23 protein-coding genes, 2 tRNA genes and 1 pseudogene are annotated in these 26,923 nt (G+C 44.8%); 17 read left to right on the forward strand and 9 right to left on the reverse strand.

The window, feature by feature from the left end:
* Positions 1-83: 83 nt before the first annotated feature.
* Positions 84-677, reverse strand: a complete 594-nt coding sequence (locus tag DX073_RS10715) for a 4'-phosphopantetheinyl transferase family protein (protein ID WP_115008040.1) — start codon at positions 675-677, stop codon at positions 84-86.
* Positions 678-843: 166 nt separating this feature from the next.
* On the opposite strand from DX073_RS10715, the gene nth reads away from it, so the two are divergent.
* The 3 genes from nth (at position 844) to DX073_RS10730 (ending at position 2,805) form a co-directional block, all read left to right on the forward strand.
* Positions 844-1,491, forward strand: coding sequence for an endonuclease III (gene nth / locus DX073_RS10720; RefSeq protein WP_115008341.1), 648 nt, complete (start codon positions 844-846; stop codon positions 1,489-1,491).
* Positions 1,488-1,976, forward strand: a complete 489-nt coding sequence (locus DX073_RS10725; protein ID WP_147279723.1) for a hypothetical protein — start codon at positions 1,488-1,490, stop codon at positions 1,974-1,976. The genes nth and DX073_RS10725 overlap by 4 nt, the downstream gene beginning before the upstream one ends.
* A gap of 85 nt (positions 1,977-2,061) precedes the next feature.
* The gene (locus tag DX073_RS10730) at positions 2,062-2,805 is read left to right on the forward strand and encodes a Frag1/DRAM/Sfk1 family protein (RefSeq protein ID WP_062498129.1); all 744 of its coding nucleotides are present in this window, start codon (positions 2,062-2,064) and stop codon (positions 2,803-2,805) included.
* An 89-nt stretch (positions 2,806-2,894) separates the two neighbouring features.
* On the opposite strand, the gene DX073_RS10735 is transcribed toward DX073_RS10730, so the two are convergent.
* The 4 genes from DX073_RS10735 to DX073_RS10750 all read right to left on the reverse strand — a co-directional run bounded on the left by DX073_RS10735 (position 2,895) and on the right by DX073_RS10750 (position 7,625).
* Positions 2,895-4,562: a formate--tetrahydrofolate ligase gene (locus DX073_RS10735; protein WP_115008042.1), complete on the reverse strand. Its 1,668-nt coding sequence runs from the start codon at positions 4,560-4,562 to the stop codon at positions 2,895-2,897.
* 301 nt (positions 4,563-4,863) lie between these two features.
* Positions 4,864-5,307: an Mpo1 family 2-hydroxy fatty acid dioxygenase gene (locus DX073_RS10740; protein WP_115008043.1), complete on the reverse strand. Its 444-nt coding sequence runs from the start codon at positions 5,305-5,307 to the stop codon at positions 4,864-4,866.
* Between the two features lie 137 nt (positions 5,308-5,444).
* Positions 5,445-6,209 carry a nicotinamide riboside transporter PnuC gene (gene pnuC, locus DX073_RS10745; RefSeq protein ID WP_115008044.1) on the reverse strand — a complete coding sequence of 255 codons (765 nt, stop codon included), beginning with the start codon at positions 6,207-6,209 and terminating at the stop codon, positions 5,445-5,447.
* A 186-nt stretch (positions 6,210-6,395) separates the two neighbouring features.
* Positions 6,396-7,625, reverse strand: coding sequence for a BaiN/RdsA family NAD(P)/FAD-dependent oxidoreductase (locus DX073_RS10750; RefSeq protein ID WP_115008045.1), 1,230 nt, complete (start codon positions 7,623-7,625; stop codon positions 6,396-6,398).
* Between the two features lie 166 nt (positions 7,626-7,791).
* Between DX073_RS10750 and pgsA the strand changes: the two genes are divergently transcribed.
* From pgsA to DX073_RS10780, 6 genes are all read left to right on the forward strand, one after another.
* A complete protein-coding gene (gene pgsA, locus DX073_RS10755) occupies positions 7,792-8,439 on the forward strand; it encodes a CDP-diacylglycerol--glycerol-3-phosphate 3-phosphatidyltransferase (protein ID WP_115008046.1) in 648 nt (215 codons plus the stop codon).
* A 282-nt stretch (positions 8,440-8,721) separates the two neighbouring features.
* Positions 8,722-10,887 carry a cytochrome c biogenesis protein CcdA gene (locus DX073_RS10760; protein WP_115008047.1) on the forward strand — a complete coding sequence of 722 codons (2,166 nt, stop codon included), beginning with the start codon at positions 8,722-8,724 and terminating at the stop codon, positions 10,885-10,887.
* Positions 10,888-11,362: 475 nt separating this feature from the next.
* Positions 11,363-11,938 (forward strand): DUF3465 domain-containing protein, encoded by a 576-nt coding sequence (locus tag DX073_RS10765; RefSeq protein WP_258556935.1) that lies wholly within the window; start codon positions 11,363-11,365, stop codon positions 11,936-11,938.
* 127 nt (positions 11,939-12,065) lie between these two features.
* Positions 12,066-13,334 carry a phospholipase A gene (locus DX073_RS10770; RefSeq protein WP_115008048.1) on the forward strand — a complete coding sequence of 423 codons (1,269 nt, stop codon included), beginning with the start codon at positions 12,066-12,068 and terminating at the stop codon, positions 13,332-13,334.
* 3 nt (positions 13,335-13,337) lie between these two features.
* Complete coding sequence (locus DX073_RS10775; protein ID WP_147279724.1) at positions 13,338-14,093, forward strand: ComF family protein; 756 nt, start codon at positions 13,338-13,340, stop codon at positions 14,091-14,093.
* A gap of 381 nt (positions 14,094-14,474) precedes the next feature.
* On the forward strand, positions 14,475-15,257 hold the full coding sequence (locus DX073_RS10780; protein ID WP_258556936.1) for a hypothetical protein: 783 nt from the start codon (positions 14,475-14,477) through the stop codon (positions 15,255-15,257).
* 113 nt (positions 15,258-15,370) lie between these two features.
* On the opposite strand, the gene tfpB is transcribed toward DX073_RS10780, so the two are convergent.
* Together tfpB and DX073_RS10790 are read right to left on the reverse strand one after the other, a co-directional pair.
* On the reverse strand, positions 15,371-17,137 hold the full coding sequence (tfpB, locus tag DX073_RS10785) for a type IV pilus assembly ATPase TfpB (protein ID WP_115008050.1): 1,767 nt from the start codon (positions 17,135-17,137) through the stop codon (positions 15,371-15,373).
* Between the two features lie 191 nt (positions 17,138-17,328).
* The gene (locus tag DX073_RS10790; RefSeq protein ID WP_115008051.1) at positions 17,329-17,556 is read right to left on the reverse strand and encodes a hypothetical protein; all 228 of its coding nucleotides are present in this window, start codon (positions 17,554-17,556) and stop codon (positions 17,329-17,331) included.
* Between the two features lie 278 nt (positions 17,557-17,834).
* On the opposite strand from DX073_RS10790, the gene alaS reads away from it, so the two are divergent.
* The 7 genes and pseudogenes from alaS (at position 17,835) to rpmG (ending at position 24,425) form a co-directional block, all read left to right on the forward strand.
* The gene (gene alaS, locus DX073_RS10795; RefSeq protein WP_115008052.1) at positions 17,835-20,504 is read left to right on the forward strand and encodes an alanine--tRNA ligase; all 2,670 of its coding nucleotides are present in this window, start codon (positions 17,835-17,837) and stop codon (positions 20,502-20,504) included.
* Between the two features lie 72 nt (positions 20,505-20,576).
* Positions 20,577-21,536, forward strand: coding sequence for a WG repeat-containing protein (locus DX073_RS10800; protein WP_115008053.1), 960 nt, complete (start codon positions 20,577-20,579; stop codon positions 21,534-21,536).
* Positions 21,537-21,715: 179 nt separating this feature from the next.
* Complete coding sequence (locus DX073_RS10805; RefSeq protein WP_115008054.1) at positions 21,716-23,002, forward strand: aspartate kinase; 1,287 nt, start codon at positions 21,716-21,718, stop codon at positions 23,000-23,002.
* A 155-nt stretch (positions 23,003-23,157) separates the two neighbouring features.
* Positions 23,158-23,325 (forward strand): annotated as a pseudogene (csrA, locus tag DX073_RS10810) (carbon storage regulator CsrA); the annotation flags it as partial.
* 91 nt (positions 23,326-23,416) lie between these two features.
* The gene (locus tag DX073_RS10815) at positions 23,417-23,761 is read left to right on the forward strand and encodes a HopJ type III effector protein (protein WP_115008056.1); all 345 of its coding nucleotides are present in this window, start codon (positions 23,417-23,419) and stop codon (positions 23,759-23,761) included.
* A 251-nt stretch (positions 23,762-24,012) separates the two neighbouring features.
* Positions 24,013-24,249 carry a 50S ribosomal protein L28 gene (gene rpmB / locus DX073_RS10820; RefSeq protein ID WP_029102716.1) on the forward strand — a complete coding sequence of 79 codons (237 nt, stop codon included), beginning with the start codon at positions 24,013-24,015 and terminating at the stop codon, positions 24,247-24,249.
* A 20-nt stretch (positions 24,250-24,269) separates the two neighbouring features.
* Positions 24,270-24,425 (forward strand): 50S ribosomal protein L33, encoded by a 156-nt coding sequence (rpmG, locus tag DX073_RS10825; protein WP_003659281.1) that lies wholly within the window; start codon positions 24,270-24,272, stop codon positions 24,423-24,425.
* A 414-nt stretch (positions 24,426-24,839) separates the two neighbouring features.
* On the opposite strand, the gene DX073_RS10830 is transcribed toward rpmG, so the two are convergent.
* A tRNA-Leu gene (locus DX073_RS10830) sits at positions 24,840-24,926 on the reverse strand.
* A gap of 23 nt (positions 24,927-24,949) precedes the next feature.
* Positions 24,950-25,023 (reverse strand) — tRNA-Cys (locus DX073_RS10835).
* 430 nt (positions 25,024-25,453) lie between these two features.
* On the opposite strand from DX073_RS10835, the gene DX073_RS10840 reads away from it, so the two are divergent.
* Complete coding sequence (locus DX073_RS10840; RefSeq protein WP_115008057.1) at positions 25,454-26,920, forward strand: efflux RND transporter periplasmic adaptor subunit; 1,467 nt, start codon at positions 25,454-25,456, stop codon at positions 26,918-26,920.
* Positions 26,921-26,923 lie beyond the last annotated feature (3 nt).

Below are 26,923 nucleotides of genomic sequence, written 5' to 3' on the forward strand. Positions count from 1 at the left end.
ATTGCAATTCGCCCAAAACCCATAATCTACCATAGGGGAAAAATGATTTTCCCCCACAACACTCATTTAAAAACCCCAAAAACCTACACCCCAACAACCCCCACCACTCCATAATCAAATGGATATGCCACTGTTATCACGCATTCGCCGATACAGATATTTTTAAAATAAAATTTCCCAATCCTATCATGACATACATATCCGCTATTGTCTGTCATAAACACCGCCTTTAATTCATGAAGTGGCAGCCGAATTCCCAAGCCATGTGCTTTTAATACCGCCTCTTTAATCGTCCAGTAAACAAACCATAATTTATCATCTTGACTATTTTGCCAAGTGTGATATTCATCATCATGAAAATAACGTTTGGCAAGGGCGTTTTTATTTAACTTGCGATTGGCATTTTCAATATCCACACCGATATTTTGAATGGTTAAACTATATATTAGAGCATAATCAGTTTGGCAATGCGATTGATTAAAATGTAGATTGGGGATATTTTTTATAAAGGGTTTGCCATTATCATATTTATCATAAATGGGTATGGGCAAATGATTGTTTTGGCAAAAGTGCATTAAATGAGCATGGCGATGATTGTTGATGATTTGTTTTTTATCAAGCGGTGTTAAACTATCCGAGATAATATTTGATAATGGCGTATGGTATAAATAAATCATAAGCAAGATATAAAAATGATATTGAGATTTTTAAAATAACGAGCGGTGCAGTTGTGGTATAATAATCATCAATTCTGATTTTGTCTAGCCCCTTGCCATGACTGCCAAAACCACAAAAACGAAACTTACCACCGCCAAAACTGCCGACACGCCAGCTTCTCGCCCGATGAATGCCGACAAACGTGAACGGTTTTTTGCCAAGCTGTCTGAGCATATTAAAGAGCCTGTAACTGAGCTCAACTACTCGTCCGATTTTGAGCTACTCATCGCTGTCATGCTCTCCGCCCAAGCCACCGACAAAAGCGTGAACATCGCCACCGCTCGCCTATTTCCTGTGGCGAACACCCCGCAGGCGATTTTGGATTTGGGGCTGGACGGCTTAAAGAGTTATATCAACTCAATCGGGCTGTACAACTCCAAGGCGACCAACGTCATCAAGACCTGCCAAGACCTGCTAGACAAGCACGGCGGACAAGTGCCACGCACCCGAGATGAGCTGGAAGCGTTGGCAGGTGTGGGCAGAAAGACCGCCAATGTCGTACTAAACACCGCCTTTGGCGAGCCTGTCATGGCAGTAGATACGCACATTTTTCGGGTGGGCAATCGCACGGGGCTTGCCACAGGCAAAACAGTGCTGGCGGTAGAGAAGGCTCTTATGACACGTATTCCTGCCAAATATCTGGTGGACGCTCATCATTATTTGATTTTGCATGGGCGTTATACTTGCATGGCTCGCTCGCCAAAATGTGGCTCGTGCGTGGTGTTTGATGAATGTATGTTTAAGGATAAGGACAAATGGGCGGATTTGGCATGACAATTCTTAAAAAGGCAGTTAACGTATTGGGAATATTAGCAATATGCCTATTTTCATCGGTAAGTTTTGCAGGCGGAGATAATTATTCTATTAAAATCAATCAAATCCAAACGCTTACCAAGCACAAACACATCATTTATCTTGAAAAATTATCCCCCGAACCAAGCTATCAAAATACATTTAGCGGTTGTAAAGATATAAAAATTACGGTTGATTATAAATTTAAAGAAAGTAAAATCCGCCAATTTTTATTATACATTCAAGTATTATTTGGTGTTAGTTCTGAATTTCATCAAGGCGTTGAACAATTAAATGAAAATATCATCAAATTAAATCATCAGCTAACCCAAAACCCAAATGTCATTTATGAAACGGATGATGTAGAAGCCTTTCATCCTGATAAAAACAATAAATGTCATTTTTATAGCAAAACCTTAGAAGTATATGATGATAAAGAAGTATATATTCAATTTTTTGTAAGATAAAGTGATGATAATTTACCAATTATCAAAAGTGAAAAATCGGTTTAAATAATCATTTATCATTAATTTAAATTTCATATGGATAAAAATGTTTGGATTATGGTTAAGTGTTAATTTTATTTTTCCCTTACTGGCGGTTTATTGGCTGGTCAGTCCGATATTTTTATTGCCCAAAAAACAGCTTAGCCGTATCAATGTCTTATCCATCATTATGATTATGGCGTTGTTGGATTTGGTGTGGCTTGTTATCATAGTAACAACCAAAGACGGGGTGCAAAATGCCGATTTCATCATGTTTGTGATTGGGGCTGTTTTATGGATGTGTTTGGGGGCAAGGCTGTTTTATCAACATGGACAGCGTTCGGTAGCGGTCGCAAAAAGCAAACCATCAGAGCAAATAATAACAAAAACGACTGTCAATGATAAAATCACGGCATCCATGCATGATATTGATGAAAGCCAAAACAGTTATGTTGATAAAGACGAAAAATTAATTAACGACAAGCAAATCAATCATACTGATAAAAACGAAAAGTTAATTAATAGTAAGCCAATCAATCATGATGATAAGAGCGGTGATGATAACAGTAATAATGATAAAATGAGCGACAATAACCATCAAAATGACATATCGGACAATGTACCATTAATACCCCAAGAATTAACATCGCAAGAATTAATGCCACAAGAAACGTCCCAACAAAACCCTGATAGCCACAAACAGCCCAACCAAAGCGATGATGATTGGCAAGCATATAAACAAAAAATGGAGCAAGCGTGGGCGGACACAAGAGTGAAGCTCACCCAAAAATCAGAACAGCATAAGAAATAAAAAACTAAAAAACAACTGCCGATCTGGCATATCGGCTATGGCAGGTTTTTCCATAGCCGATATTAATCATCAAATGGATTCTTGGTTGTCTAAAACAACCCCACAATCTCCCCATCAACCACATCAATGTTCATGGACGCAGGGGCTTTGGGCAGTCCGGGCATTTTCATGATGTCGCCGCAGAGTGCGACCAAAAACCCAGCCCCATGCGAGATGGTGATTTCACGCACGCTGATGGTAAAATCCGTGGGTCTGCCTAGGGCTTTGGGGTCATCAGAGAGTGAGTATTGGGTTTTTGCCATGCAGATGGGCAGGTGTGATAAGCCCAATTTGTCAATGGTTTTGATGTCGGATAGGGCTTTGGTAGTGAGCGACACACCGTCCGCCCCATAGATGGTCGTGGCGATGGCGGTGATTTTATCGCCGACACTGACGTTATCATCGTAGGTTAGGGCGAAGTGGTTGGGGGCGTGCGTGGCGTCGATGACTTTTTGGGCAAGGTCAAGACCGCCTTGTCCGCCTTTTGCCCAGACATCACACAGCGACACCGCCACACCCCTGTCATGGCAGGCTTGTTCTATCAGGGCAAGTTCGGCATCGCTGTCACTGACAAAGCGGTTGATGGCGACCACCACAGGCAGTCCAAAGGCGGATTTCATGTTGTCTATGTGTTTTAGTAGGTTGGGCAGTCCTTGGGACAGAGCGGTGAGATTTTCGCCAGTCAAGTCATCTTTGGCGACGCCGCCATTGTATTTTAAGGCACGCACGGTTGCCACGACCACGACTGCATCGGGGTGAAGCCCTGCCAGTCGGCATTTGATGTTGCAAAACTTCTCCGCTCCCAAATCCGCCCCAAAGCCTGCTTCGGTGACCACATAGTCGCCCAGTGCCAGCCCGAGCCGTGTCGCCACGACCGAGTTACAGCCGTGGGCGATGTTGGCAAAAGGTCCACCATGGATGAGCGTGGGCGTGCCTGCCATGGTTTGAACTAGGTTGGGGGCAAAAGCGGTTTTGAGCAAGGCGGTCATCGCCCCTTGGGCCTGCAAATCTTTGGCGAATATAGGCGTACCATCAAAACGGTAAGCGACCATCATGTTGCCCAGTCGCTCTTTTAGGTCGTTCAAATCCCGTGCTAGGCAAAAGACTGCCATAATCTCAGACGCCACGGTAATGTCAAAACCATCAGGGCGAATCATGCCATCACTGGGTTTGCTCATGCCACCCATGATGTGACGTAGAAAGCGGTCGTTCATGTCCAAGGCACGTCGCCACAGCACTTTTTTGGGGTTGATGCCCAGCTCATTGCCGTGATGAATGTGGTTGTCAATCAAGGCGGACAGTAGGTTATTGGCACTGGTGATGGCGTGAAAATCACCCGTAAAATGCAGGTTGATGTCTTCCATGGGGACGACCTGTGCCTGACCGCCCCCTGTTGCTCCGCCTTTGATGCCGAACACAGGACCAAGCGATGGCTCACGCAGGGCAAGCACGGCACGCTCACCGAGTGTGGTTAATGCGTCGCCCAGACCGATGGCGAGCGTGGTTTTGCCTTCGCCAGCAGGCGTGGGATTGATGGCGGTCACTAAGATGAGCTTGCCTTGGTGGTCAGTGGTCGGGGTGTGGCGGATTTTGGCTTTGTATTTGCCGTAGTGTTCGATGTCGTCGTCGGACAGTCCGAGTTTGCGTGCGATGTCACTGATGGGGGCGATGGTCGCTAGGGTGTTACTGGCGATTTGGGCGTCGGTCAGTTGGGTCATGATAAGTCCTTAACATCATGTCAATGTGGTTAAATGGGTTATAAAAGGCGAGATACACCCAACCAACTTGATATTTACCACGGGTTTGTAGGGGTGTGCTGAGCACGCCCTTTTGATGACATTACCGTGCAAGGCGTGCACAGCACGCCCCTACATCCATAAATCATTGTGTTTGTAGTAATTTTAAAGTTTATTGGGTATAGCCGTCATTAATGATAAAATAAAGTTAATAATGTCATAACAGAACATTATGATGACATTATAATCATTTTATCAGCAAAAAGCCATGACAAAATTGGGATTATGATTGTCGGGCAGGGGTTTTGCCAAACAGTGCAAACGCCACCCACAAAGGTCCAATCAGCAAAAATTGCAAATCTTCAAAAAATGACGGCTTTGCCCCTTCAACCTTATGCCCAACAAATTGCCCAATCCAAGCCACCACAAACATCCCAGCCCAAAACCAAATACCAACAGGGGCAAACACGGCAATACCAAGACACAGCCCATAAAAGGCAAGCATGGCAACAAAGGATGATAAAGACAATCGCACATAAAACCACAGCACGCCTATCGTAACAACTGCAAGCAGATACACAGAAATGTGATAAAGCATGGCAACTATGGTCAAAAAGATAATCGGCACGCAAATGTAATGAATGCGTTTGTTTGTGGGATTTTGATGGCTGACGGCGTATTCGGACAGCCAAAGTGATAAGGGTTTTTGCGATTTAAATGGATGCATAAAATGTCCTTATTTTAGGCTTGTTAAAAGAATGGGTTAATTTATTGCTAATAATTTAACCCATGATAAAAACATTGTCAATCATTTAGCGTGACAAAAATTTAAAATTTTAAGTTTTTAAATTATTCTTAAATAGCTTATCGATTATTTATTTTGGCTTGATTTATCTTTTCACTGCGATACCACCCATATAAACCAACAATGGCGTTAACTTGATAAACCATTGTCTGAATGGCAAAAATATAATTGGCGGTCATGATATTAACAATAAGCCAAACCATATTAACAATAATCCACAAATACCAATTAAAAGAATATCGCATTATCATCGTGGCTTGGGCGGTAACGGACAAAATAAATGCCAAAATGTTAATGGTATAAAAGCTAATTCCCATAAAGGTAGAGCCGTCATCTTGATAAATGGCGTAATTATGAGTAGTAAGCCAATCATTGATAATTGGAAATAAATAAATGCCAATACCGATAAATAAAACGGTAATTACCCACACATATTTATTTGCTGATTGTGGAAGCATATCGCCGTCTGCATCCGTGTTCTTTTTCCAATAAATCACGCCCCAAACGTGCGTAAAAAAGTTAAAGAGCGGAGCAAGCATGAGCCCAATCGCCCCACGACTGCCTTGCACGACCACTTCCCCTGCTGTGGCAAGCATACCAAAGCCGTTGCCCATCACGTTTTTGCGAAAGGACAAACCCACCACGCACAAAAGCCCGATGTAGGAGACGATAAGATAAAACCAGTCAAGTCCTGTGTGTTCGGTGGTTTGCCAAAAGCCGACAAATAGGGCAATGACCCCAACCACAAACCAAGCGATTATCCATTGTTTTGACCAATCTTTATCGCCAAATCCTGTGATGTTATCCAAAAATTTAAATTGCATGGGTGTCCTTATTACAAATTATTTCAAAAAATTAGAAGTGATTTTAATATCATCTTAACCTAAAATGATGGTTTATTGATTATTGGGTAATTTTTTGGGTATGGGGTTAAATGGCAATTCGCTCTTAATAAATCGGTTAATAAGGTTAAAAATGGGGCTGATTTAAAAAATTCCAATAAAACATGCTCACACCGCCATCGCACACGCAAAGCCACTTGCCCATGCCCAGTGAAAGTTATAACCGCCAAGCTGACCTGTGACATCCAGCACTTCGCCGATAAAGTATAGACCATCGCACAGCTTACTCTCAAAGGTTTTGCTAGATACATCACGGGTATCCACACCGCCAAGGGTCACTTCTGCCACTCGGTAGCCTTCGGTGCCTGATGGCTTGATTTGCCAGTCGTTTAGGGTGTTGCCGAGCGTGATGAGTTCTTTGTCCTTGATGTTGGCAAGCTCGCTGTCTTTGTGCTTTTGCCAAAAGTGACTCTCTAACGCCAAGAGCAATTTTTTGGCAAAATAGGGTTGTAAGGCGGTGCGAATGTGCTGTTTGGGGTGCGTGTGTTTGTGCTTGATTAACAGCTCGCCTGCACTCATGTGTGGCAGTAGGTTGATGTGAATGTACTCGCCGATTTGCCAATAGTTGGATAGTTGAAGCATGGCAGGACCTGACAGTCCCCGATGGGTAAACAGTAGCGGTAGGGCAAATTGGGCTTTGTCATTAAAAGCGATGACGTCCATGCTGATACCGCTTAGCTCTTTTGCCATGGCTCCGATGTGGTCGGTAAAGGTAAACGGCACAAGACCTGCCGATGTTGGCAGTATCTGATGTCCAAACTGCTCGGCAATCTGATAGCCAAAACCGCTCGCCCCGAGCGTGGGAATGGACAGACCACCTGTGGCGATGATGAGTGAGTGGGCAGACAGGGTATGCTCACGGTTGTCTTTGTGCGTGGTTAGGGTGAATGTGTCGCTCTTGTTGATGGTGCTGATTTTGGTGTTTAGCCAGATGGTTACGCCATGATGGTCGCATTCGGTCAGGAGCATGTTTAGGATGTCTTTGGATGAGTCATCGCAGAACAGTTGCCCGTGCGACTTTTCATGAAAACCAATGCCATGCTTATAGACATAATTCATGAAATGATGGGGCGTGAATTTTGCCAATGCCGACCGTACAAAATGTGGATTATGGCTGATAAAATGCTCAGGACGCACGTCCATATTGACGAAGTTGCACCGTCCGCCCCCTGACATGAGAATTTTTTTGCCAGCTTTGTTGGCGTGGTCAAGCACCAGCACGCTTTTGCCACGTTCGGCAAGATGAAAAGCACAAAACAGCCCAGAAGCCCCTGCACCGATGATGATGGCGTCAAAGTGGGTGGCGGACTTGGGCGATGATGGGGTCGGATGAGTCATGATGGTGTGATGATTTTATGATGAGTGTAGAGAATAAAGGATAAAAATAAAGTGGGCATAAAAATTGCTTTATTTTACCCAAAATCTGTGTAAAAATCTTAAATTTTTACACAAAAACACCTCATTTTAGGGTATCATACGCCCATATTTTTATGTTCAGCCCGCCATGTCTAACGATAAGCCCAATAAGACTAGCATTTTTACCCTGCCCAATAACTTGACAATTGCTCGCATTGTCATGATACCACTGTTTGTGGCGATTGCGTACATGCCTCCTGCACTCGGTATTGGCGTGCCTGCCATTCCCGATAATGCCATTGCCCGCCTTGGCATGCTAGAATACAGCGATAACATGCTTCGTCATTTTTTGCTGACGTTTGTCTTTATATTGGCGGCACTGACTGATTGGCTTGATGGTTATTTGGCACGCAAACTCAACCAAAGCTCGGCATTTGGGCGTTTTTTAGACCCTGTGGCGGACAAATTGATGGTGGCGGCGGCACTCATTATCTTGGTGCAGTGGCACCCGAACATCGTGATGGCGATTAGTGCCATTGTGATTATCTCTCGTGAGATTGCCGTGTCAGCACTGCGTGAGTGGATGGCAGAGCTTGGCAATCGTACATCGGTGGCGGTCTCATATGTGGGCAAATTAAAAACCACATTTCAGATGGTTGCCATTACCGTGCTACTACTCAACTGGCAGATTTTGGAGACGCTGGGCTATACCTTGATGATTATTGCGGTGATATTGACCCTGTGGTCGATGATGATTTATCTAAAAGCGGCGTGGCCTTATTTAAAACAAAATTAATTTAAATCATTTAAAATCATTTAAAATCATTTAAAATAAAGTTAACAAAAATCCACAATCACGTGTGATTTGTGTATAATCGTTAAAAAACGGCTTATGATATAATAAGCCGTTTTTTTCTGTGGCTTATGCCATTTTATCATAGCTGAACAATATACTTCACTCTCAACTTAAAATGGTAACTTACTGATTATCTGATGGTTATTTTCGGGTTGTAGGGGTGAATTGCAATTCGCCCTTGATAAATCAATCACTGATATAAAGTTGAGAATAGGATATAATATGTCAAAATTCACTCATTCACTAACTTCCTTATCTCGCCTGTCTGCCTTATCGCTTGCTTTGGTATTGCCCATGTCTGCGACGGCACTGTCTGCCGATACCGCCAAAAGTGATGGCACGCTATCAGGGCTGTTTGCTCATCAGTCCAAATCCAAATTCCTACCCGTTCACCAAGCCTTTAACGTTTCTGCCAGTCAGCAGGGCGACACGCTTGCGGTGACATTTGGGGTAACGCCCGAGCATTATGTTTATAAAGACAAAATCAAACTGACCCTGCCCGATGGCGTGAGCATGGGGGCGTGGTCGTTTAACAAACCACACACGATGATAGATGACCCTGAGTTTGGGCGAGTGGCGGTATTTGAAGAAGACGTGGTGGCAACTGTCAAACTGACCACCACTGCCGATGTGACCGCCCCGATAAGTATCCGCTGGCAGGGCTGTGCCAAGGCAGGGCTGTGTTATCCGCCTGAGACACTAAAAACGACCATCAGCCTAACAGGCAATGCCAAAAAAAATCCTGACACACCAAGTGGTCAAACCACGGTCGCAAATAAAGCCAACCAATCGGGCAAAGGCACGCCCAAAGATGGCATGGGGCTTGGCTTGGATAATCAGCTAAATGACAAGTCAGACTTGGATAAAACCAGCCCGACCACAGAGCTTACCCAGTTGTCACAGGCAGGCATGAGCCAAGACGGAGTAGGTGTCTTTACCACGCAAAACACCGCTCCCGACCAAACACTGTCAGCCCCAACATCGCCACTGGTCACGCCTGTCTTTGGCGATGAGCAGGGGAATGCCCTAACTGGCGAATCAAATGATGAGTTGGGTGGCGGACTGGGTAATGAGTCATCTGCCAACATGGCAAGCTCCCCAAATGCCCAGACAAGCACGGCGGTCGCAGACACCAGTCATCAGGCAGTAAGCAGTCAAAGCGACCCGTTTGGCATTAACAAAAATCCTGCCCTAGCGGTGCTACTGCTCTTTTTGGCGGGGCTGTTGCTGTCCTTTACGCCATGCGTCTATCCGATGATACCGATTGTCGCCAATATCGTTGCTCATAACAAGTCCCATACCGCCTTAAAGGGATTTGCCTTGTCGGGCAGTTATGGACTGGGTGTGGCGACGGCTTATGGCGTGTTGGGCGGTCTGATTGCGTGGTTTGGGCAGGCGGTGGGCGTGCTTGGACTACTGCAAAACCCTTATGTGCTGGGGGTATTTGCCATTATTTTTGCCTTGCTTGCCCTGTATATGTTTGACATCATCAAGATAACTTTGCCGTCGGGCGTGCGAGACATTTTGCACAGAAAATCCCAATCTGCCGATGATAAGCTCGGCAGTGTGGGCGGTAGCTTTGTTGCTGGGGCGTTATCGGCATTGGTGGTGTCGCCTTGTGTGTCTGCTCCCATGGCAGGGGCTTTGACGGCAGTCTCGGCAAGTGGTAGCGTGCCTTTTGGGTTCATCGTCCTGTTTTCGTTGGGGTTTGGCTTGTCCATACCGCTCATGTTCATCGGTCTGGCACAGGGCAAGTTTATGCCCAAAGCAGGCGAGTGGATGAACCGTGTCAAGGAATTTTGTGGGCTGTTATTGCTCGCGGTGTCGCTGTCGCTATTAGAGCGACTGCTGTTCTCGCCTGTCATGCTCATCATTTGGGCGGTGTGGTTTGCGATGACGGCAGTGTGGTTGTTTAGAATGAAAAATCTGGCGTCGCACGCATTTGCCTTGGTGGGAGCGTTGTGGGCGGTGTGCCTTGTGGTGGGGGCGAGCATGGGGGCGAATGACCCATGGCGACCGCTCGCCAAACTGGGGGCGACCGCAACTGTTGCCGAGTCCAAGGCAGACATCAAAATCAGCAGTCTAAGCGAGCTTGACCCTATCCTTACCCGTCATGAAAAAGTGCTGGTGGACGTGACTGCCGACTGGTGTGTCGAATGCCGTATCATGGAACGCACGTTGTTTACCAATCGCCCTGCGGCACTGGCGGACTATCAAGTGGTCAAGCTAGACATTACCGAGACCAATGACGACAGCCGAGCGGTACTGGCACGTTATGGGCTGTTTGGGCCCCCAGCACTGCTTATTTATAAACAAGGACAATTACAGACCATGCTACTTGGCGAGACCAAACGGGCGGATTTTGAGACGGTGTTGGCACAGTTTTGATGATTTTGAAATTTTTTTAAAATTATTTTAGGGCGTGCCTGCCTTTTGTATTTGCAATGAAAAATGAGAAAAATCGCACGTTTTTCAAGGAAAAACGCAGGCTGATAGTCATTCTATCAGACAAGTTTTTGACTTCGAGCCACAAGATTTAGCCATTTTTCATGCAAAAACGATTAGTTTATTTCTAAAATATTTCTATATTGTAAATAGTGTTATAAAGGGTAGGCACGCCCTAAAAATTAGTGCCGTCATTTAAATGCAGGTATAAAATTTACAAAGCCAACAACAAACAACTGACAAAAATTGTAAGTCATTGACAAAAAATGTCAGCTTGGTAAAAATTGGTAATCATGAGTAAGGTAGAGTTGTGAACCCGAGCGTTTACAACTTTATTTTGCAAGCGTGTTTAGCTTTTGTTAAAATATGCAGTTTTAAGCCATGTTCTGATGACTTGCTTTGGGCAAAATGGGTAAAAATGGGTAAACAGACAGATAAAATGAAACAGGCTAGACAAACCAAGACAGCACTGGGTGCATGTACACACTGGGTAAGACCATTTGTACTGGGGGCGACATTAGGAGTGATGTGTTTGGCATTGACCGCTTGCCTTGATGATAACCCAAGCAAGCAAGCTCCCCAAACATTGCAGGCTCAGACTTTGGTGGATGCCCAAACCGCCCAAAACACACAGCCCAAGCAGTCAAATCCAAGCTGTCAAAATCAGCTCATCGTCACAAGCTTTGCCGAGCGACGCTCTGATGTCCAAGTGGCAGGGTGTGGCACGGTCAAAGCAACCTTGCCCGATGACAACAAAGGCTCACGTCACCAAAAATTCATCGTCTCATTAGACGGGGTGGACATGACGGTGCTTATCGCCCATAACATTGACCTAGCCCCTTATGTGACAGGGCTAAAAAAGGGCGACAGTGTGTCATTTTATGGCGAGTATGAATACACCGACAAAGGTGGGGTGGTGCATTGGACGCATCATGACCCTGCGGGCAGACACCAAGGGGGCTGGATTATGTTTGATGGGCAAAAATATGAATAGCGGTCTTTGCGTTTAATGTTTTTAAAATTTAACTTTTGGTCTTAATTTGATTTATTATTTAACAAAACATGACAAGCATGAACGCAGAATGATTTAAGCTTGTCATTTACCCAGTGTGAGATATTTTATGAAGTTTATCCCAAAGCGATTGAGCCTTGCTGTGACGCTCTCGTCACTGTCGTTAGGCGTGATGAGTGGGCAGGCATGGGCAGAAGAGATTGCCCTGCCCATGCCCAAAGTGAGTGCGGTGCAGACGAGTGAGCCTGACATTGCCGACCCTGTGCAGGGCGAACGACTGTTCTTTGACTGTGCATCCGTGGCCAATGATGGTGAGCGTTTGGCATGTTTTGACAGCATTGCCCTAGGCAAAGTGCCAAGCGTGCTTCAAGACAAACGCCCCCTTGATTTGGGACAGACCTTTAAACGCACCATCAAGGGCGACCCACAGGTGGTGCTTGCCGAGACTGCCAATGATTTGCCGACTGCTGACATCGCCCTAACAGAGAATGGGGCGGATGATGAGATAAATCCCGACATCAGTGCCAGTGGCTTTGGCAAGGTGGATGGTAGCAGATACACGCCACTGAGTTTGGCTTATGACTTAGATAGAAACAGTGGTGGACTGTGGAGGGCTCGTCCCCATAACCCCATGTATGTCCTACCAGTGTTTGTCAATACCAAACCCAACCGTTCGGTCAGTACTCCAACTCAAGAGACGTGGGATTATACCGAAAACGAAATGCGGAGTACGGAGCTAAAATTCCAAGTGTCGTTCAAATCCAAAGTTGTCGAAGATTTGTTTGGCACGAACGCAGACATGTGGTTTGGCTATACTCAGCAGTCGCATTGGCAGGTCTATAATGAAGATAACTCACGCCCGTTTAGGGCTCATGACTATCAGCCAGAGCTGTTTATTACTCAGCCTGTGGTGGCAGACCTGCCCTTTGATGGCAAGCTACGCATGCTCGGGGCAGGCGTGGTACACCACTCAAACGGCGAAGATGACCCCCTGTCACGCTCATGGAACCGTGCCTATGTCATGGCGGGGGCAGAGTGGGGTAACTTTACGGTCATGCCACGCTTGTGGGCGAGAGTTGCTAAGACCAGTGACAGTAGCCGTCCCGATGATAACCCTGATATTGTAGACTATTATGGTCATGGCGATGTGCGTTTTATGTATCAGTTTGATAAGGGCAATAACATCTCAGGCACACTGCGTTATAACCCTAAGACCAACAAAGGGGCGGTTCAGCTTGACTATGTTCGCCCCATTGGTCGTGGCGTGAGTGGTTATGTTCAGCTGTTCCATGGCTATGGTCAGTCTATCATTGATTATAATCATGAGTCCACGACCGTGGGCGTGGGCGTGATGTTAAATGACTGGATGGGGCTATAACCCTTGCTTCGCCTGCCTCCGTATGCCCTTGCCATGCTCTCATCATACGTGCATGAGTGCTGTCAGTTATGTGGGCAGACGATAGATGTTAAGCCTAAGTTGGAGATAGGGGGTGTGGCTGACCATGCCCCTTTTTATCACACGCTCTTTCACCATGCCCCACTGCTTTGCGTGTATTGTCATGCCCAGTGGGCAGGTAGATTGCCGATATTTGCCATGCGTGATGATGGGCGAGAGATTGCCCTGCATGCGAGTGCTTATTATGATGTGCCGTTAAAGCAGGTCATGACCGCCTTCAAAGACAAAGGCAATGTGTCATCGCTCATGGTGCTGTATCATCTGATGAGATATGTCAGGCGACCCCAAGGGGTAAATACTGATAACGCCGTACTTATTCCAACTCCGACCACAGGTACTCGTTTGGTGGAACGGGGTTTTCATCCTGTGCTGATTTTGACCAGATATTTATCCTTTTTGTGGCAGATACCGATATGGCAAGGTGTCGCTCGCTTGGATAATGTCATTCATCAGCGTGGTCTTAGCCGTAGCGACCGCCTGCATAACGTCAAGCATGATTTTTATCTGACCGACCCTTTGCCGACTCGTCACGCGATACTTGTAGATGATGTTGTGACCACAGGCTCGACACTACTTGCCATGGCAAATGCCATTTGGGCAGAACACCCCACTGCCAAAATTCATGGCGTTTGTGCGTTGCATGGACGGGATGGGATTCATTTGCCGATTTTGGATGGGTAAAGACCCCAAGCCTATTTTAATACCTTATTCTTAACCTTGTATGAGTTATAAGTTACCAAGGACCTTGTATGAGTTATAAGTTACCAAGGGTGAATTGATTTATCTCTCTAGATGAAAAAATAATTATGAGATAATCAGTAATTTACCATTATAAGCTGAGTGAATTTTTAATGTCCTTACTGTCACTGTCGTCAATATAAGATTTTTGTTACTGCATAATCTTTGCGGTAATTTTAGTCCTAGATGTTTACATAATAAAACATGAAAGTCATCAAAATATCACAAATTCCTTTGATTTGACTATTGATTTTATGGTTTTTTGATATTAAAATTAAACCATATAAATTAATGTTTAGTTTATATGTTACTTTTGGAGAAAAGATGATGAAAACTTTAAAGTTAGTAGCCCTAACTAGTGCGGTATTATTTTCTGGTACTGCCATGGCAAATGTTGTAACCAATGCAGGTCATACCATTGTAGATAGTGGTAAGACTGTCTTCGCCACATTAGCCAAGCCAGGTGCTGTCAATGCTGAGATTGGTACATTGGGTTATGGTGCAAGCATCGCATGGTCTGCCAACGAATCAACCGAAGTGGTTGCTGGTTGGAATGGCGGTAGCTTCGATGTAGATACCGACATCGGTGGTAGTGATTCTATCATCAACTGGAAAAAAGTGCTAGGTAATGAATGGGATGACTATCAAGGCAACCTAAAACTTGATGGCGATTATAGCAACCCTTATGTTGGTGTTAATCTACGTCCTTGGAAAAACCGCTTTACTGTAGGTACTGGCGTTATTTTTCAAGACAATAAGCTTGATGCAACCCTAACTTCCCAAGAAGGGAGAGCAACCATCAAGATTGACGATAAAGAATACAAAGTTGATGGCAATATCAATGTTAAGGCAGAGTCTGGCAATACCTTAGCTCCTTACTTGACTTTGGGTGTTAAGCCAAATATCAACAGTAACAGCCGTGTCGGTTTCTTTGGTGAAGTGGGTGCTGCTTATACTGGCAAATGGAAAACAGAAGTTAATCTAGATAATGCTGTTATTCAAAGCCAAAATGAAGCAGAATTTCAAGCTGACCTAGAAAAAACCATCAGAGATAATAATCCCACTTGGTATCCAATCGTTAAAGTTGGTGCAACTTATCGTTTCTAATTTAAGCATCTAACTTAATAACCCCAAAGTTTAAAACTTTGGGGTTTGTTTTAGTTTTGGGTTTGAAAGTTTTTTAGACTGGATTATTGGGAGATATTTTTGGTCGAGCTTTGCTAATTCAACGGAACAACCCGAAGCACTTCTTCAAGCGTGGTAACGCCCTCTGCCACACGTTTTGCCCCTTCTATGCGTAACGGTAGCACGCCTTCACTATACGCTTGGCGTTTTAGGTCGTCAAGGCTTGCGTCTTTGGCAACCAGTTTTTTAAGCTCATTAGACAACGGTAAAATCTCATATAGCCCGATTCGCCCTTTATAGCCTGTATTTCTGCATTCATCACAGCCCACAGGCATGTAGATTTTGGACGGAACAGGAGCGTTCCACGGAGCGACAAGCCCACGCCATTCGTCCGCTAGGGGCGAGTTTTCGCTCACGTCTTGGGCGGATTTGCAGTGAGGGCAAAGCGTTCTGACAAGCCTTTGAGCCATAATGCCCAAAATGGTTGCCGATGTCAAAAACGGCTGAACGCCCAAATCATGTAGCCGTGTCAAAGAGCTAGGGGCGTCATTGGTATGCAAAGTGGATAACACCAAATGCCCCGTCAGACTTGCTTGCACCGCCATGTCTGCCGTCTCGCCGTCTCGGATTTCGCCCACCATGATGATGTCGGGGTCTTGTCGCATGAGCGAGCGAATGCCGTCTGCAAAATGCAAATCAATCGCTGAGTTAATCTGCATTTGGTTAAAAGACGGCTCAATCATCTCAATGGGGTCTTCAATGGTACAGACATTCACTTTTTCGGTGGCAAGTTGTTTGAGCGTACTATAAAGTGTGGTGGTTTTACCACTCCCTGTGGGACCCGTTACCAGAATAATGCCATTGGGGTGGGCGGTGAGAGTGTGCCACGTTTCTAGTTGTTTGCCCGTCAAGCCAAGCTGGGCAAAGGTGCGTACCAGCACTTCGGGGTCAAACACACGCATGACGAGCTTTTCGCCAAATGCGGTGGGCAAGGTGGACAGACGTAGTTCGGTTTCTAGCCCTTTTGGCGTGCGTGTCTTTAAACGCCCGTCTTGGGGCTTTCGTTTTTCGGCAACGTTTAATCGCCCCAAAATCTTGATACGAGCGGTAACGGCGGTCAAAATCGCAACAGGCATTTCATAGACGGTATGCAATACCCCGTCAATTCTAAATCGTACCTTGCCCGTCTCACGGCGTGGCTCCAAGTGAATGTCGGAAGCTCGCTGTTCAAAGGCGTATTGCAAAAGCCAATCTACGACTTTAACGATGTGTTGGTCATTGGCATCAGGGTTGCTGTTATCGCCAAGTTGGAGTAGGGCTTCTACGTTGGTAACGTCCGCACTTGCCTTTTTTTGGGCAATGTCCGCCCCTTGTATGGCACGGGTGACCTGATAGAACTCGGCACGGTAGCGATTGAGCTGTTCAGGTGACAGATAAACGACCTTGATGTTTTTGGGGCGGACGATGTGGCTGATGTTGGCATGCCAATCATGATAAAAAGGTTGGTCAGTGCCAATGATGACTTCCGTGTCTGTCACGGCAATGGGCAGAATGTACTGATTTTTGGCGTACTCAAAGGACATGATACCCGTCACGCTCGGCACGTCTACTTTTAGAGGGTCAATTCGCACCACGTCCACGCCAGCTTTGCCCGCCAACCATAGATTGAGCTTATCTACAGTTAGGGGCTGATGGTCTAATAAGCTCGTGAGGTTAAAACGGGCGATATTTTGGACGGGGTGTAGGGCAGGATCGTTACGACTGGTGATGACAAGATTGTATGATTTTTGGTCAATGCGACCTTCTTTTAATAACTCATCCAAACACCAACGCAAATCGACGATTAGGGATAACTCAGTCATGACAGCTCTATTTGTGATAAATAAATACTATTGTAACATGAATTGATGGGTGTATTTCAATTTTGTTTGGTCGTACGCTGTGTAAAAATGCCATGATGGGGCGTGCTATCATGGCATATCTGTGTTTCGGCTGTGGCTTGGCTCTCTGGCTGGTATTGTGATGTTAGGCTAGATAAGCTGTGCCAAAAGCGTTACTGCGTTTTTTGCTGATTGGGGGTGGGACTGGCAGAGTTTGTCATGGCGCTCATGCGTTTGGTTACCACTAGGGCGATGGGAATGCTTACCACAAGTCCTGCGACCACCGCACCAATCATGGTTTGAGCATTACTTAGTTCATTGACAATCAAGATAACCATAAGTACACCAATTAAAACTGTGGCGGCGATGGAATAAATGGCGCTAAATAGTGGAATGTTCATGGTAAATCCCCTAGTATTTTTGTGGATAAAATCTATATGCTATTTATACACCTTTTTTACATAAATGTTAAGCATTTTTATCAAAAATTCCATAATTTTTATAAGGATTTTGTATTAATTCCAAAAATTTATTAATTTAGTCAGTCTTTCAACTAAATTTTGTGAAAAATTGGTTAAAATCACTGTTAATTATGGCGGTTTGTGATAAAATTAACTGTTTATTTATCAAATTCGCCCCATGATTTTTAAAAATCACAGGCAAGCTACGAGATACGACCATGACAACCGCTCACTTAACCAAAACCATGCAACTTGCCGAAGTTCGCCAAGCTTTTATCGACTTTTTTAAATCCAAAAACCACACGCATGTGGAATCCTCATCGCTCGTCCCCCATAACGACCCCACCCTGCTCTTTACCAATGCGGGCATGAACCAGTTTAAGGACACTTTTTTGGGTTTAGAAAAAAGAGACTACACCCGTGCCGTTACCTCGCAAAAGTGCGTGCGTGCAGGCGGTAAGCACAACGACCTTGATAATGTCGGCTACACCGCCCGTCATCACACCTTTTTTGAAATGCTCGGTAATTTTAGTTTTGGCGATTATTTTAAAAAGGACGCCATTGCCTTTGCGTGGGAGTTTTTGACCGATGACAACTGGCTTGCCTTACCCAAAGACCGCCTTTATGTAACCGTCTATCACACCGATGATGAAGCCTTTGACATTTGGCATAAGGACATCGGACTTGCCCCCGAGCGTATCATTCGCATTGGCGATAAAGGTGGGCTTTATCAGTCGGATAATTTTTGGGCGATGGGCGACACAGGTCCGTGCGGGCCTTGTTCCGAGATTTTTTATGATTATGGCGAGCATATGGAAGGCGGACTGCCCGGTACGCCTGACGAAGATGGCGACCGTTACGTGGAGATTTGGAACTGCGTATTTATGCAGTTTAACCGCCAAAAAGACGGCACACTCGAACCCCTACCTAAGCCATCTGTCGATACAGGCATGGGCTTAGAGCGTATCAGCTCGGTCATGCAAGGCAAATTTGGCAACTACGAAACCGACCTATTTGTCAATCTCATGAAAGCCACCGCCCAAGTGATTGGTGTGGAATGCACTTATGAGCCGTCCTTTAAGGTCATCGCTGACCATATCCGTGCGGTGTCGTTCCTTATCGCTGACGGTGTACGCCCGAGCAACGAAGGGCGTGGCTATGTGTTACGCCGTATCATTCGCCGTGCGGTACGACATGGCAATAAACTGGGGGCAGAGGGGGCATTTTTCCACAAAATCGTCCCTGCACTTGTGGCAGAGATGGGCGAGGCTTACCCACAGCTTGTCAGCAAACAGGCTGAGATTGAAGCGGTCATCTTAAAGGAGGAGGAGCAATTTGCCAAAACGCTGGCACAAGGCTTGCGACTGCTCTCAGGCGAGCTTGAAAACCTAAAAGCAGGCGATACCTTGATAGGCGAGACGGTGTTTAAATTGTACGACACTTATGGTTTCCCTGTGGATTTGACGGCTGACATTTTGCGTGAAAAAGGCTTAAACATCGATGAGAACGGTTTTCATCGTGAAATGGAAGCTCAGCGTCAGCGTGCCAGAGAGTCGGGCAAATTTGCCATTGACTATAATGACCTCATCAAAACCGACATCAAATCCGAATTTGTCGGCTACGAAAATCTTACCGCTGATGGCGAATTACTCGCCCTATACCAAGACGGCAAACCAACCGATACCCTAAACGAAGGCGATGAGGGCATCATCGTCCTTGACAAAACGCCCTTCTATGCCGAAAGTGGCGGTCAAGTGGGCGAAGTGGGCGAGATTACCACCGCCACAGGTGTGTTTGTGGTAGAAGACACGCAAAAATCAGGCACCGCCATTATCCATTATGGTAAAGTGCGAATGGGGCAAATTGCGGTGGGACAAAAAGGCTTTTGTGAAGTGGTTGCCGATGTGCGTTGGTCTAGTGCCAAAAACCACTCCGCCACCCACCTACTCCACGCTGCTTTGCGAGAAGTCTTGGGCGATGGTGTGGCTCAAAAAGGCTCGCTGGTGTCCAGCCAAGTGCTACGCTTTGACTTTTCTTATGACAATGCAATTAGCACCGAACAGCTTGAAAAAGTAGAACAAATCGTCAATGAAAAAATCGCCCAAAACGATACCGTACTCATTGAATATATGAATATTAACGATGCCAAAGCAAAAGGGGCGATGGCACTGTTTGGCGAAAAATATGGCGAAGTGGTGCGAGTTTTGACAATGGGTAAAAATGCCGACAATTCTGCGTTTTCTATTGAACTGTGTGGTGGTATCCACATTCGTCAAACGGGCGATATTGGACTGTTTAAAATCGTCTCGGAAGGCTCTATTGCCTCGGGCATTCGCCGTGTGGAAGCCTTGACGGGGGCGGGGGCGTTACGCTACATTCAGTCGGGCGAACGAGTATTAAACACCCTTGCCAAAGAGTTTAAAGCCAAGCGAGAAGAAGTTGCCGAGCGAGTGCTTGTTTTGACCGACAAAGTCAAGGACAGCGATAAGCAAATTGAAAAACTGACACAAAAATTGGCAAGTTTTGAAGCCCGTGCCTTGATGGATAAGGTGGTTGATGTGGGTGGCGTGCCTGTTTTGATTGCCAAAGTAGATGGCGTGGACAGCAAAGGACTAAGAAGCCTTGCGGACGATGTCAAATCCAAACTCACGGGTGGCGTGGCGGTATTGGCAAGCGTATCCGATGGCAAAATCGCCCTGACTGCCAGCGTGGGCAAAGACTTAACCCAAAAGGTAAAAGCAGGCGACATCATCAAATCCTTGTGCGAGTCCCTTAACGGTAAAGGCGGTGGTAAGCCTGACTTTGCCCAAGGGGGAGCGAGTAAGGTTGATGGATTGGATAAGGCACTGGCGGATTTACAGGGCGAGTTGGCAAGTAAATTGGCGTAAGAGTTGTAAGGGTGTGCATGATACACCCTTACACATCAAATCTAGACAATACAAAAATCAATAAATAATACGATGAATCCTTTTAAAAAATTATTGACCTATTTTATGGCGTTTATGGTTTTAGGAATTGGTGGGCGAGCGTTTGCCAATCAATTAAACTCCACAAGACCGCCAAATTTAGGAAATTATGATTGGATAGGGTCTTCCTTTGAAGGCTTGGCAAAAGTTGAGTTGTCTGGCAAATATGGCTATGTTGATGATACAGGACAACTAATTATTGAACCCATTTATGAACAAGCAGGTGCTTTTGGAGAAGGGCTTGCTCCTGTCAGAGATAACCATAAATGGGGTTTTATTGACAAAACTGGAAAGCTAATCATTCCCCATCGATATGAGTCTGTAGGAGTGCTTAATAGTGGCTTTATTGATGGATTGGTAAGAGTTGGATTGAATGGTAAATATGGTCTTATTGACAAAACTGGTCAAGAAGTCATTCCCCCAATATATGAGCAAACACACGCCTTTTTTAGCGAAAATTTGTTGCGTGTTCAACTAAATAAAAAGTGGGGATTTATTGATAAAAACAATAATGTCATTATTCCCATAAAATACGATAAAGTCAGTATCTTTGAATATGGCTTGGCAATGGTCAAACTCAATAACAAATATGGCTTTATTGACAAAACTGGTCAAGAAGTCATTCCAATCACATATAATTACATTAGTGATTTTGGTTTTTCTAAAAATGGTGCCGTACAGGTATCACTAAACAACAAATGGGGTTTTATTGACAAAAACAACAACATTGTTATTCCAATAGAATATGATTTTATTATGGGTAGCTTTGATGATGAGTTGATTGCTGTTCAAGTGAATGACAAATGGGGTTTTATCAATGCAAAAAACGAAATGGTTATCCCTTTATTATATGATTATGCGAATGGATTTTATGATGGGTTAGCAAGAGTTGAAATGAATGGCAAGAAATTTTATATCAATGAGCAAGGCAATTATGTCAAAGATTTTGAATAAAAAAATCATAATCTGCCTTAGAATTGGTTGGCTTTAATACAACCCATTAACAAACAAAGCAATTAAATCATATGAAATAAAATTCACTTTTTGCAAGAAATTAATAATTGCATTAAAGAATTATCCAACTTAATATAACTTAAACTTCACAAGCCATTTTTATTTTATAAGGAAAAATTATGGCACTAATCGTCCAAAAATACGGTGGTACTTCAATGGGAAATACCACCCGTATCAAAAATGTCGCCCAGCGTGTCAAACGCTGGCACGACCACGGTCATCAAGTGGTGGTGGTGGTTTCGGCAATGAGCGGAGAAACAAACCGACTCATCGGTTTGGCTCGTGAGATTTCAAACGACCCAGACCCCCGTGAATACGACCAAATGGTCGCCACAGGTGAACAGGTGTCCATTGCTCTCTTGGCAATGGCATTAAAAGATTTGGGCGTAGATGCCAAATCTATGACGGGTCGCCAAGTTACCATCAAGACGGATACTACGCACACCAAAGCTCGTATTGAGGCGATTGATGCCGACAACCTCAAAAAAGAGTTGGATGCAGGTAGAGTGCTGGTCATCGCAGGCTTTCAAGGGGTCAATGAATTTAACGACTTGACAACTTTGGGGCGTGGAGGCTCAGATACCACAGGAGTCGCCATTGCTGCGGCGTTAAAGGCAGACGAATGCCAAATTTATACCGATGTGGACGGCGTTTATACCACCGACCCCCGTGTGACTTCTAAGGCGAAAAAACTTGACAAAATCACTTTTGAGGAAATGCTAGAAATGGCAAGCCTTGGCTCAAAAGTTTTGCAAATCCGCTCGGTAGAATTTGCAGGTAAATACAAAGTACCACTTCGCGTCCTATCTAGCTTTGATGAAGGCAATGACGGGGCTTTTGATGATGAATTTAAACAAACTGTCGGTACGCTGATTACCGCTGATGAAGGAGATGATATGGAACGTGCCGTAATCTCAGGCATTGCCTTTAACCGTGATGAAGCCAAAATCGTTGTGCTTGGTGTGCCAGACCGCCCTGGCATTGCCTCTGCCATTTTAAGCCCGATTGGCAAAGCCAACATTGAAGTGGACATGATTATCCAAAATATGTCCGAAAATGGCGTAACCGATTTTAGCTTTACCGTGCCTCGTGGCGATTTTGACAAAGCGATGAAAATCCTAAACGAACAAGTCAAAGATGACATCGGTGCAACTGCCGTCATTGGTGCCAGCGATGTGGTGAAAGTTTCTATCGTGGGCGTGGGTATGCGTTCGCATGCAGGTGTGGCAAGCAAAATGTTTGAAACATTAGCCTCTGAGAACATCAACCTGCAAATGATTAGCACTTCTGAAATCAAAGTGTCCGTACTCATCAAAGAAGAACACTTAGAAAAAGCCGTGAAATCTCTACACACCGCCTTTGGGCTTGACCGTGAAGACGGCGAAAGCAAGGTTGCAGGGCTGTAATTAGCAATTATGTAACAATTTGGTTTATTAATCATAATCATTACGTAAAAATTGCTAAAAAAAGCTGACAAGTTACCCAAGAAGTTTTATAATAACAACTTGGGTAATTTTTATTTTTTTGCTTTTTAGCATTGTTTTTATAGCAAGGAGCTATTATGTTAATCCTAACCCGCCGTGTTGGCGAAACCCTAATGATTGGCGATGAAGTCAGCGTTACTGTGCTGGGTGTCAAAGGCAACCAAGTCCGTCTTGGTGTCAATGCCCCAAAAGATATCGCTGTTCACCGTGAAGAGATTTATCAGCGTATTCAACACGAACGCTCTATGCAAATGCACATGAGTCATTTAGAGCAGGGCGGTTTTGCACCACCATCATTTGATGACGACGATTATTTTAATCGCTAATGGATGTATGATGAATCACACTGACATTTCACGGTTATTAAATGGTATTGAGCAGGGCGGTTTGACGTTCAAAGACGTGCTTGCCTTTATTGATGCCAATTACACTTATACGCCTGTCGCCTTTCATAATGGCGAAGCGGTCAATCCTGCTGGCACCAACGAAGGCTCTGCCAAGGTGTTTAGCCTTGCCAAACTGCATGGGCTAAATCAGCTTGACACCTTAAAGCTATTTGCCGAGCATTATCAGGCGGTGCTAGACACGTCAGACGGCACCGACCACGCCAATATTCGTAACTTTTTGCATTATGGCTGGCAAGGGTTTGGCATGCCTGTGAGTGCTTTGACCGCTCGTTAATTTTGTAAATTTGATAAAATAAGCCCGATTTTAAAATTTTACTTGAAATACGAGTGAAATTGGTGTAAAATTCGGGCTTTGATTTTTCTGTCACTTTCTATTTATTGTCGCCTTTAACAATAAAGATGAAATGACATCACTAACAAGTTTGAATAATCCGCCTAGTCCATACCTAATTTTGTGGCGATTGTTTAAATGGCACAACCGATACCGCTCAATATCCGTGCCACATCGTAATATAGGAGTTCATCATGTCTCGTGTATGCCAAGTTACTGGAAAACGCCCACTCGTGGGTAATAACGTATCTCACGCTAACAACAAAACCCGTCGTCGTTTTTTGCCAAACCTACACAATCATCGTTTTTGGGTAGAATCTGAAAACCGTTTTGTGCGTCTTCGTGTATCTTCAAAAGGTATGCGTATCATTGACAAGCACGGCATTGACAAAGTGCTTGCCGATTTGCGTGCCCAAGGTCAAAAGATTTAATTTAGCAAAAGGATAATACCATGAGAGATAAAATCAAACTCGTTTCTACGGCTGGCACTGGTTATTTTTATACCACCACCAAAAACAAACGCACCATGCCTGGCAAAATGGAAATCAAAAAATTTGACCCAAAAATTCGCCAGCACGTTCTATTTAAAGAAGCAAAAATCAAATAATTTGCCCTTTAATTGGAAAAAACGCTTAAAAACAAAAAACCAAATTCGGTATTCGGATTTGGTTTTTTGTTTGCTGATAAAATAGGGTTGTTACAAAGTTGGTTTATGGGTGGGGTACTTACCACACGCTTTTTAAACTATATACATGATGAACTTAATATTTACCACAGGTATGTGGGGGCAAGTTGCAATTTGCCCTTGATGATACACCCTACAAAATGAAAAATTACCATGGTTTCCGTAGTAAAGTTTAATTTTGTTAGCTGTATAACGATTTTAGGAAGTGCTTTCCATGCCCTAGCATATTTTAAAATTAAATAAATATAAATAGAGTAAAAAGGTCTGCCATTGTGCCATATGATTTATTTAAGCAAATAAAAAATCCTTAGAGAGTATCTAAGGATTTTAAATGAATGGTGCCCGGGGCCGGACTTGAACCGGCACGCTCAAAAGAGCGAGGGATTTTAAATCCCTTGTGTCTACCAATTTCACCACCCGGGCGGATTACTAAAAGTAATCAAAAATGGAGGCTGAGGTCGGAATCGAACCGGCGTACACGGAGTTGCAGTCCGCTGCATGACCACTCTGCCACCCAGCCTTGTCTTGGTCAGTCAATGACCTAAGTGGTCGCTATAATATCATGTTTTGGTAAAATTGCAAGTATTTTTTTAAAAAAAATTTTAAAAATTTTCGTCAAAAGTTCATAAAAACGGTCGTATTGTTCACAACTAGCCCAAAAAATCAAGTGCTTTTTTTGGTATTGATGTCAATAAAATTCATAACTTTTCGGATAAATTAGAGTATAATAGTCAGGTTTAGCTGTTTTTGAAAAAACAGGCATTTTTATCCAAAATGCAATGGCTTTAGCGTTTTACTTTTATTGGTTAATTTTCATTATAATATCATATAACATGAATAATATCATAAATATGAATTATTGAAAATCTATAAAAGCGTGTAATCAAAAAAGTAAAACCCTAAAACTCTTTTTATGATTACTTTAAAATATTTATAGTAAGCAGGTATTTATGAAATTTAATTTAAAAGTATTAACATTCTCTGTGCTTGTGGCGACCATCGCCCTAGTGGGCTGTGGTAAAAACGACCAAGGGGCAGGCGGTGCAGGAGCGGGGGCAGGTGCTGCTCAGCAAATGCCCCCAGCGACCGTAGAAGTGCAGACGGTGTCGCTACGTTCAATACCCGTGGTCAAGTCCTTCTCAGGGCGTGTGACAGCGGTTGAGACATCCGAGGTGCGTCCACAGGTGACGGGTATTATTGAGTCTGTTGCTTTCCAAGAGGGCAGTTACGTCAAGGCAGGGCAAGAGCTGTACCGCCTAAACCGTGATAATTATATCAGTGCTGCTAACAGTAGTATCGCTGCCATTCAGACAGCGGAGGCAAGCTTGATTAGTGCCAGAGCCAGTCTTGCCGCCCAAGAGGCGACCCTTGCCCAAGCTCGGGCAGATTTGGCTCGTGTTGAGAGCTTGGTGGGTATCGATGCGGTATCAAAACAGCTGTATGACCAGCATAAGACCGCCGTGAGAACCGCACAGGCAAATGTTGAGGCTGCCAAAGCAACGGTCAATCAAGCCAATGCGTCAATCAACAGCGCCAAGGCAAACCGTGATGCCAGTCAGCTTGACATGAGCCGTACCATCATTCGAGCTCCGATTAGTGGTAAGATTGGCATATCGGCAGTCACCGCAGGGGCATTGGTCTCCGCCAGTCAAGCCACACCACTGGCGACCATCTCACGCACTGACATGGTGTATGTGGACATCAGCCAGTCATCATCAGAGTTACTAAGACTGCGTCAGCAGATGGCAAGCGGGCAAGCCAGTGAGGGCTCAACAGAAGTGCAAATCGTTCTAGAAGATGGCGAGACCTATCCGCTCATCGGACGTTTGGCACTCTCAGATGCCAGCGTGGATGAGGCGACAGGAGCGGTTAAGCTAAGAGCGGTGTTCCCGAACCCTGACGGACTGCTTATCCCAGGAATGTATGTCAATGCCAACCTGGCCCAGTCAGTGGTGCATAACGCCATGCTACTGCCCCAAACTGCCATCATTCGCACACCCAAAGGCGAAACTCAGGTCTATGTGGTCAATCAAAACAAACAAATTGAAGTGCGTAATGTCAAGACCGCAGGCACGTTCCAAGGTCAATGGGTAGTAACCGATGGTCTGACCAATGGTGATAATGTTGTTGTGGTTGGCGGTGCTAAGGTTAAGCCTGAGCAGGCGGTTGAGACACGTCCATACTCACCAAATGGTCAAAATCCCCAAGGAGTAGGTCAAGCCCCTGCCCAAGGACCTGTACAGAATCCTAACCAAGCCCCAAGCCAAGCTCCACAACAAAACAAAACCAGTCAGCAAGGACAGCAAGAGCAACAGGCACCAACAGCTCCTACTCAAAACCAAGCACCGACAGATGATGGTGCTGAACAAGCAGAAGCCCAAGCGATGGCAGATGCTGCTGATGAAGTGGCACAATAGGGG

Origin of the sequence: Moraxella lacunata (genome assembly GCF_900453205.1) — a bacterium.
In the GTDB taxonomy this organism is placed as follows: domain Bacteria; phylum Pseudomonadota; class Gammaproteobacteria; order Pseudomonadales; family Moraxellaceae; genus Moraxella; species Moraxella lacunata_B.

Coding starts and splice junctions, on each gene's coding strand:
- DX073_RS10780 (WP_258556936.1), top strand. CDS start 14,475: ATGATGAAAACTTTAAAGTTAGTAGCCCTAACTAGTGCGGTATTATTT.
- DX073_RS10765 (WP_258556935.1), top strand. CDS start 11,363: ATGGGTAAACAGACAGATAAAATGAAACAGGCTAGACAAACCAAGACA.
- DX073_RS10790 (WP_115008051.1), bottom strand. CDS start 17,556: ATGAACATTCCACTATTTAGCGCCATTTATTCCATCGCCGCCACAGTT.
- DX073_RS10815 (WP_115008056.1), top strand. CDS start 23,417: ATGAATCACACTGACATTTCACGGTTATTAAATGGTATTGAGCAGGGC.
- rpmB (WP_029102716.1), top strand. CDS start 24,013: ATGTCTCGTGTATGCCAAGTTACTGGAAAACGCCCACTCGTGGGTAAT.
- DX073_RS10715 (WP_115008040.1), bottom strand. CDS start 677: ATGATTTATTTATACCATACGCCATTATCAAATATTATCTCGGATAGT.
- DX073_RS10840 (WP_115008057.1), top strand. CDS start 25,454: ATGAAATTTAATTTAAAAGTATTAACATTCTCTGTGCTTGTGGCGACC.
- nth (WP_115008341.1), top strand. CDS start 844: ATGAATGCCGACAAACGTGAACGGTTTTTTGCCAAGCTGTCTGAGCAT.
- pnuC (WP_115008044.1), bottom strand. CDS start 6,209: ATGCAATTTAAATTTTTGGATAACATCACAGGATTTGGCGATAAAGAT.
- DX073_RS10725 (WP_147279723.1), top strand. CDS start 1,488: ATGACAATTCTTAAAAAGGCAGTTAACGTATTGGGAATATTAGCAATA.
- DX073_RS10735 (WP_115008042.1), bottom strand. CDS start 4,562: ATGACCCAACTGACCGACGCCCAAATCGCCAGTAACACCCTAGCGACC.
- alaS (WP_115008052.1), top strand. CDS start 17,835: ATGACAACCGCTCACTTAACCAAAACCATGCAACTTGCCGAAGTTCGC.
- pgsA (WP_115008046.1), top strand. CDS start 7,792: ATGTCTAACGATAAGCCCAATAAGACTAGCATTTTTACCCTGCCCAAT.
- DX073_RS10800 (WP_115008053.1), top strand. CDS start 20,577: ATGAATCCTTTTAAAAAATTATTGACCTATTTTATGGCGTTTATGGTT.
- DX073_RS10750 (WP_115008045.1), bottom strand. CDS start 7,625: ATGACTCATCCGACCCCATCATCGCCCAAGTCCGCCACCCACTTTGAC.
- DX073_RS10730 (WP_062498129.1), top strand. CDS start 2,062: ATGTTTGGATTATGGTTAAGTGTTAATTTTATTTTTCCCTTACTGGCG.
- DX073_RS10770 (WP_115008048.1), top strand. CDS start 12,066: ATGAAGTTTATCCCAAAGCGATTGAGCCTTGCTGTGACGCTCTCGTCA.
- tfpB (WP_115008050.1), bottom strand. CDS start 17,137: ATGACTGAGTTATCCCTAATCGTCGATTTGCGTTGGTGTTTGGATGAG.
- DX073_RS10740 (WP_115008043.1), bottom strand. CDS start 5,307: ATGCATCCATTTAAATCGCAAAAACCCTTATCACTTTGGCTGTCCGAA.
- DX073_RS10760 (WP_115008047.1), top strand. CDS start 8,722: ATGTCAAAATTCACTCATTCACTAACTTCCTTATCTCGCCTGTCTGCC.
- DX073_RS10805 (WP_115008054.1), top strand. CDS start 21,716: ATGGCACTAATCGTCCAAAAATACGGTGGTACTTCAATGGGAAATACC.
- rpmG (WP_003659281.1), top strand. CDS start 24,270: ATGAGAGATAAAATCAAACTCGTTTCTACGGCTGGCACTGGTTATTTT.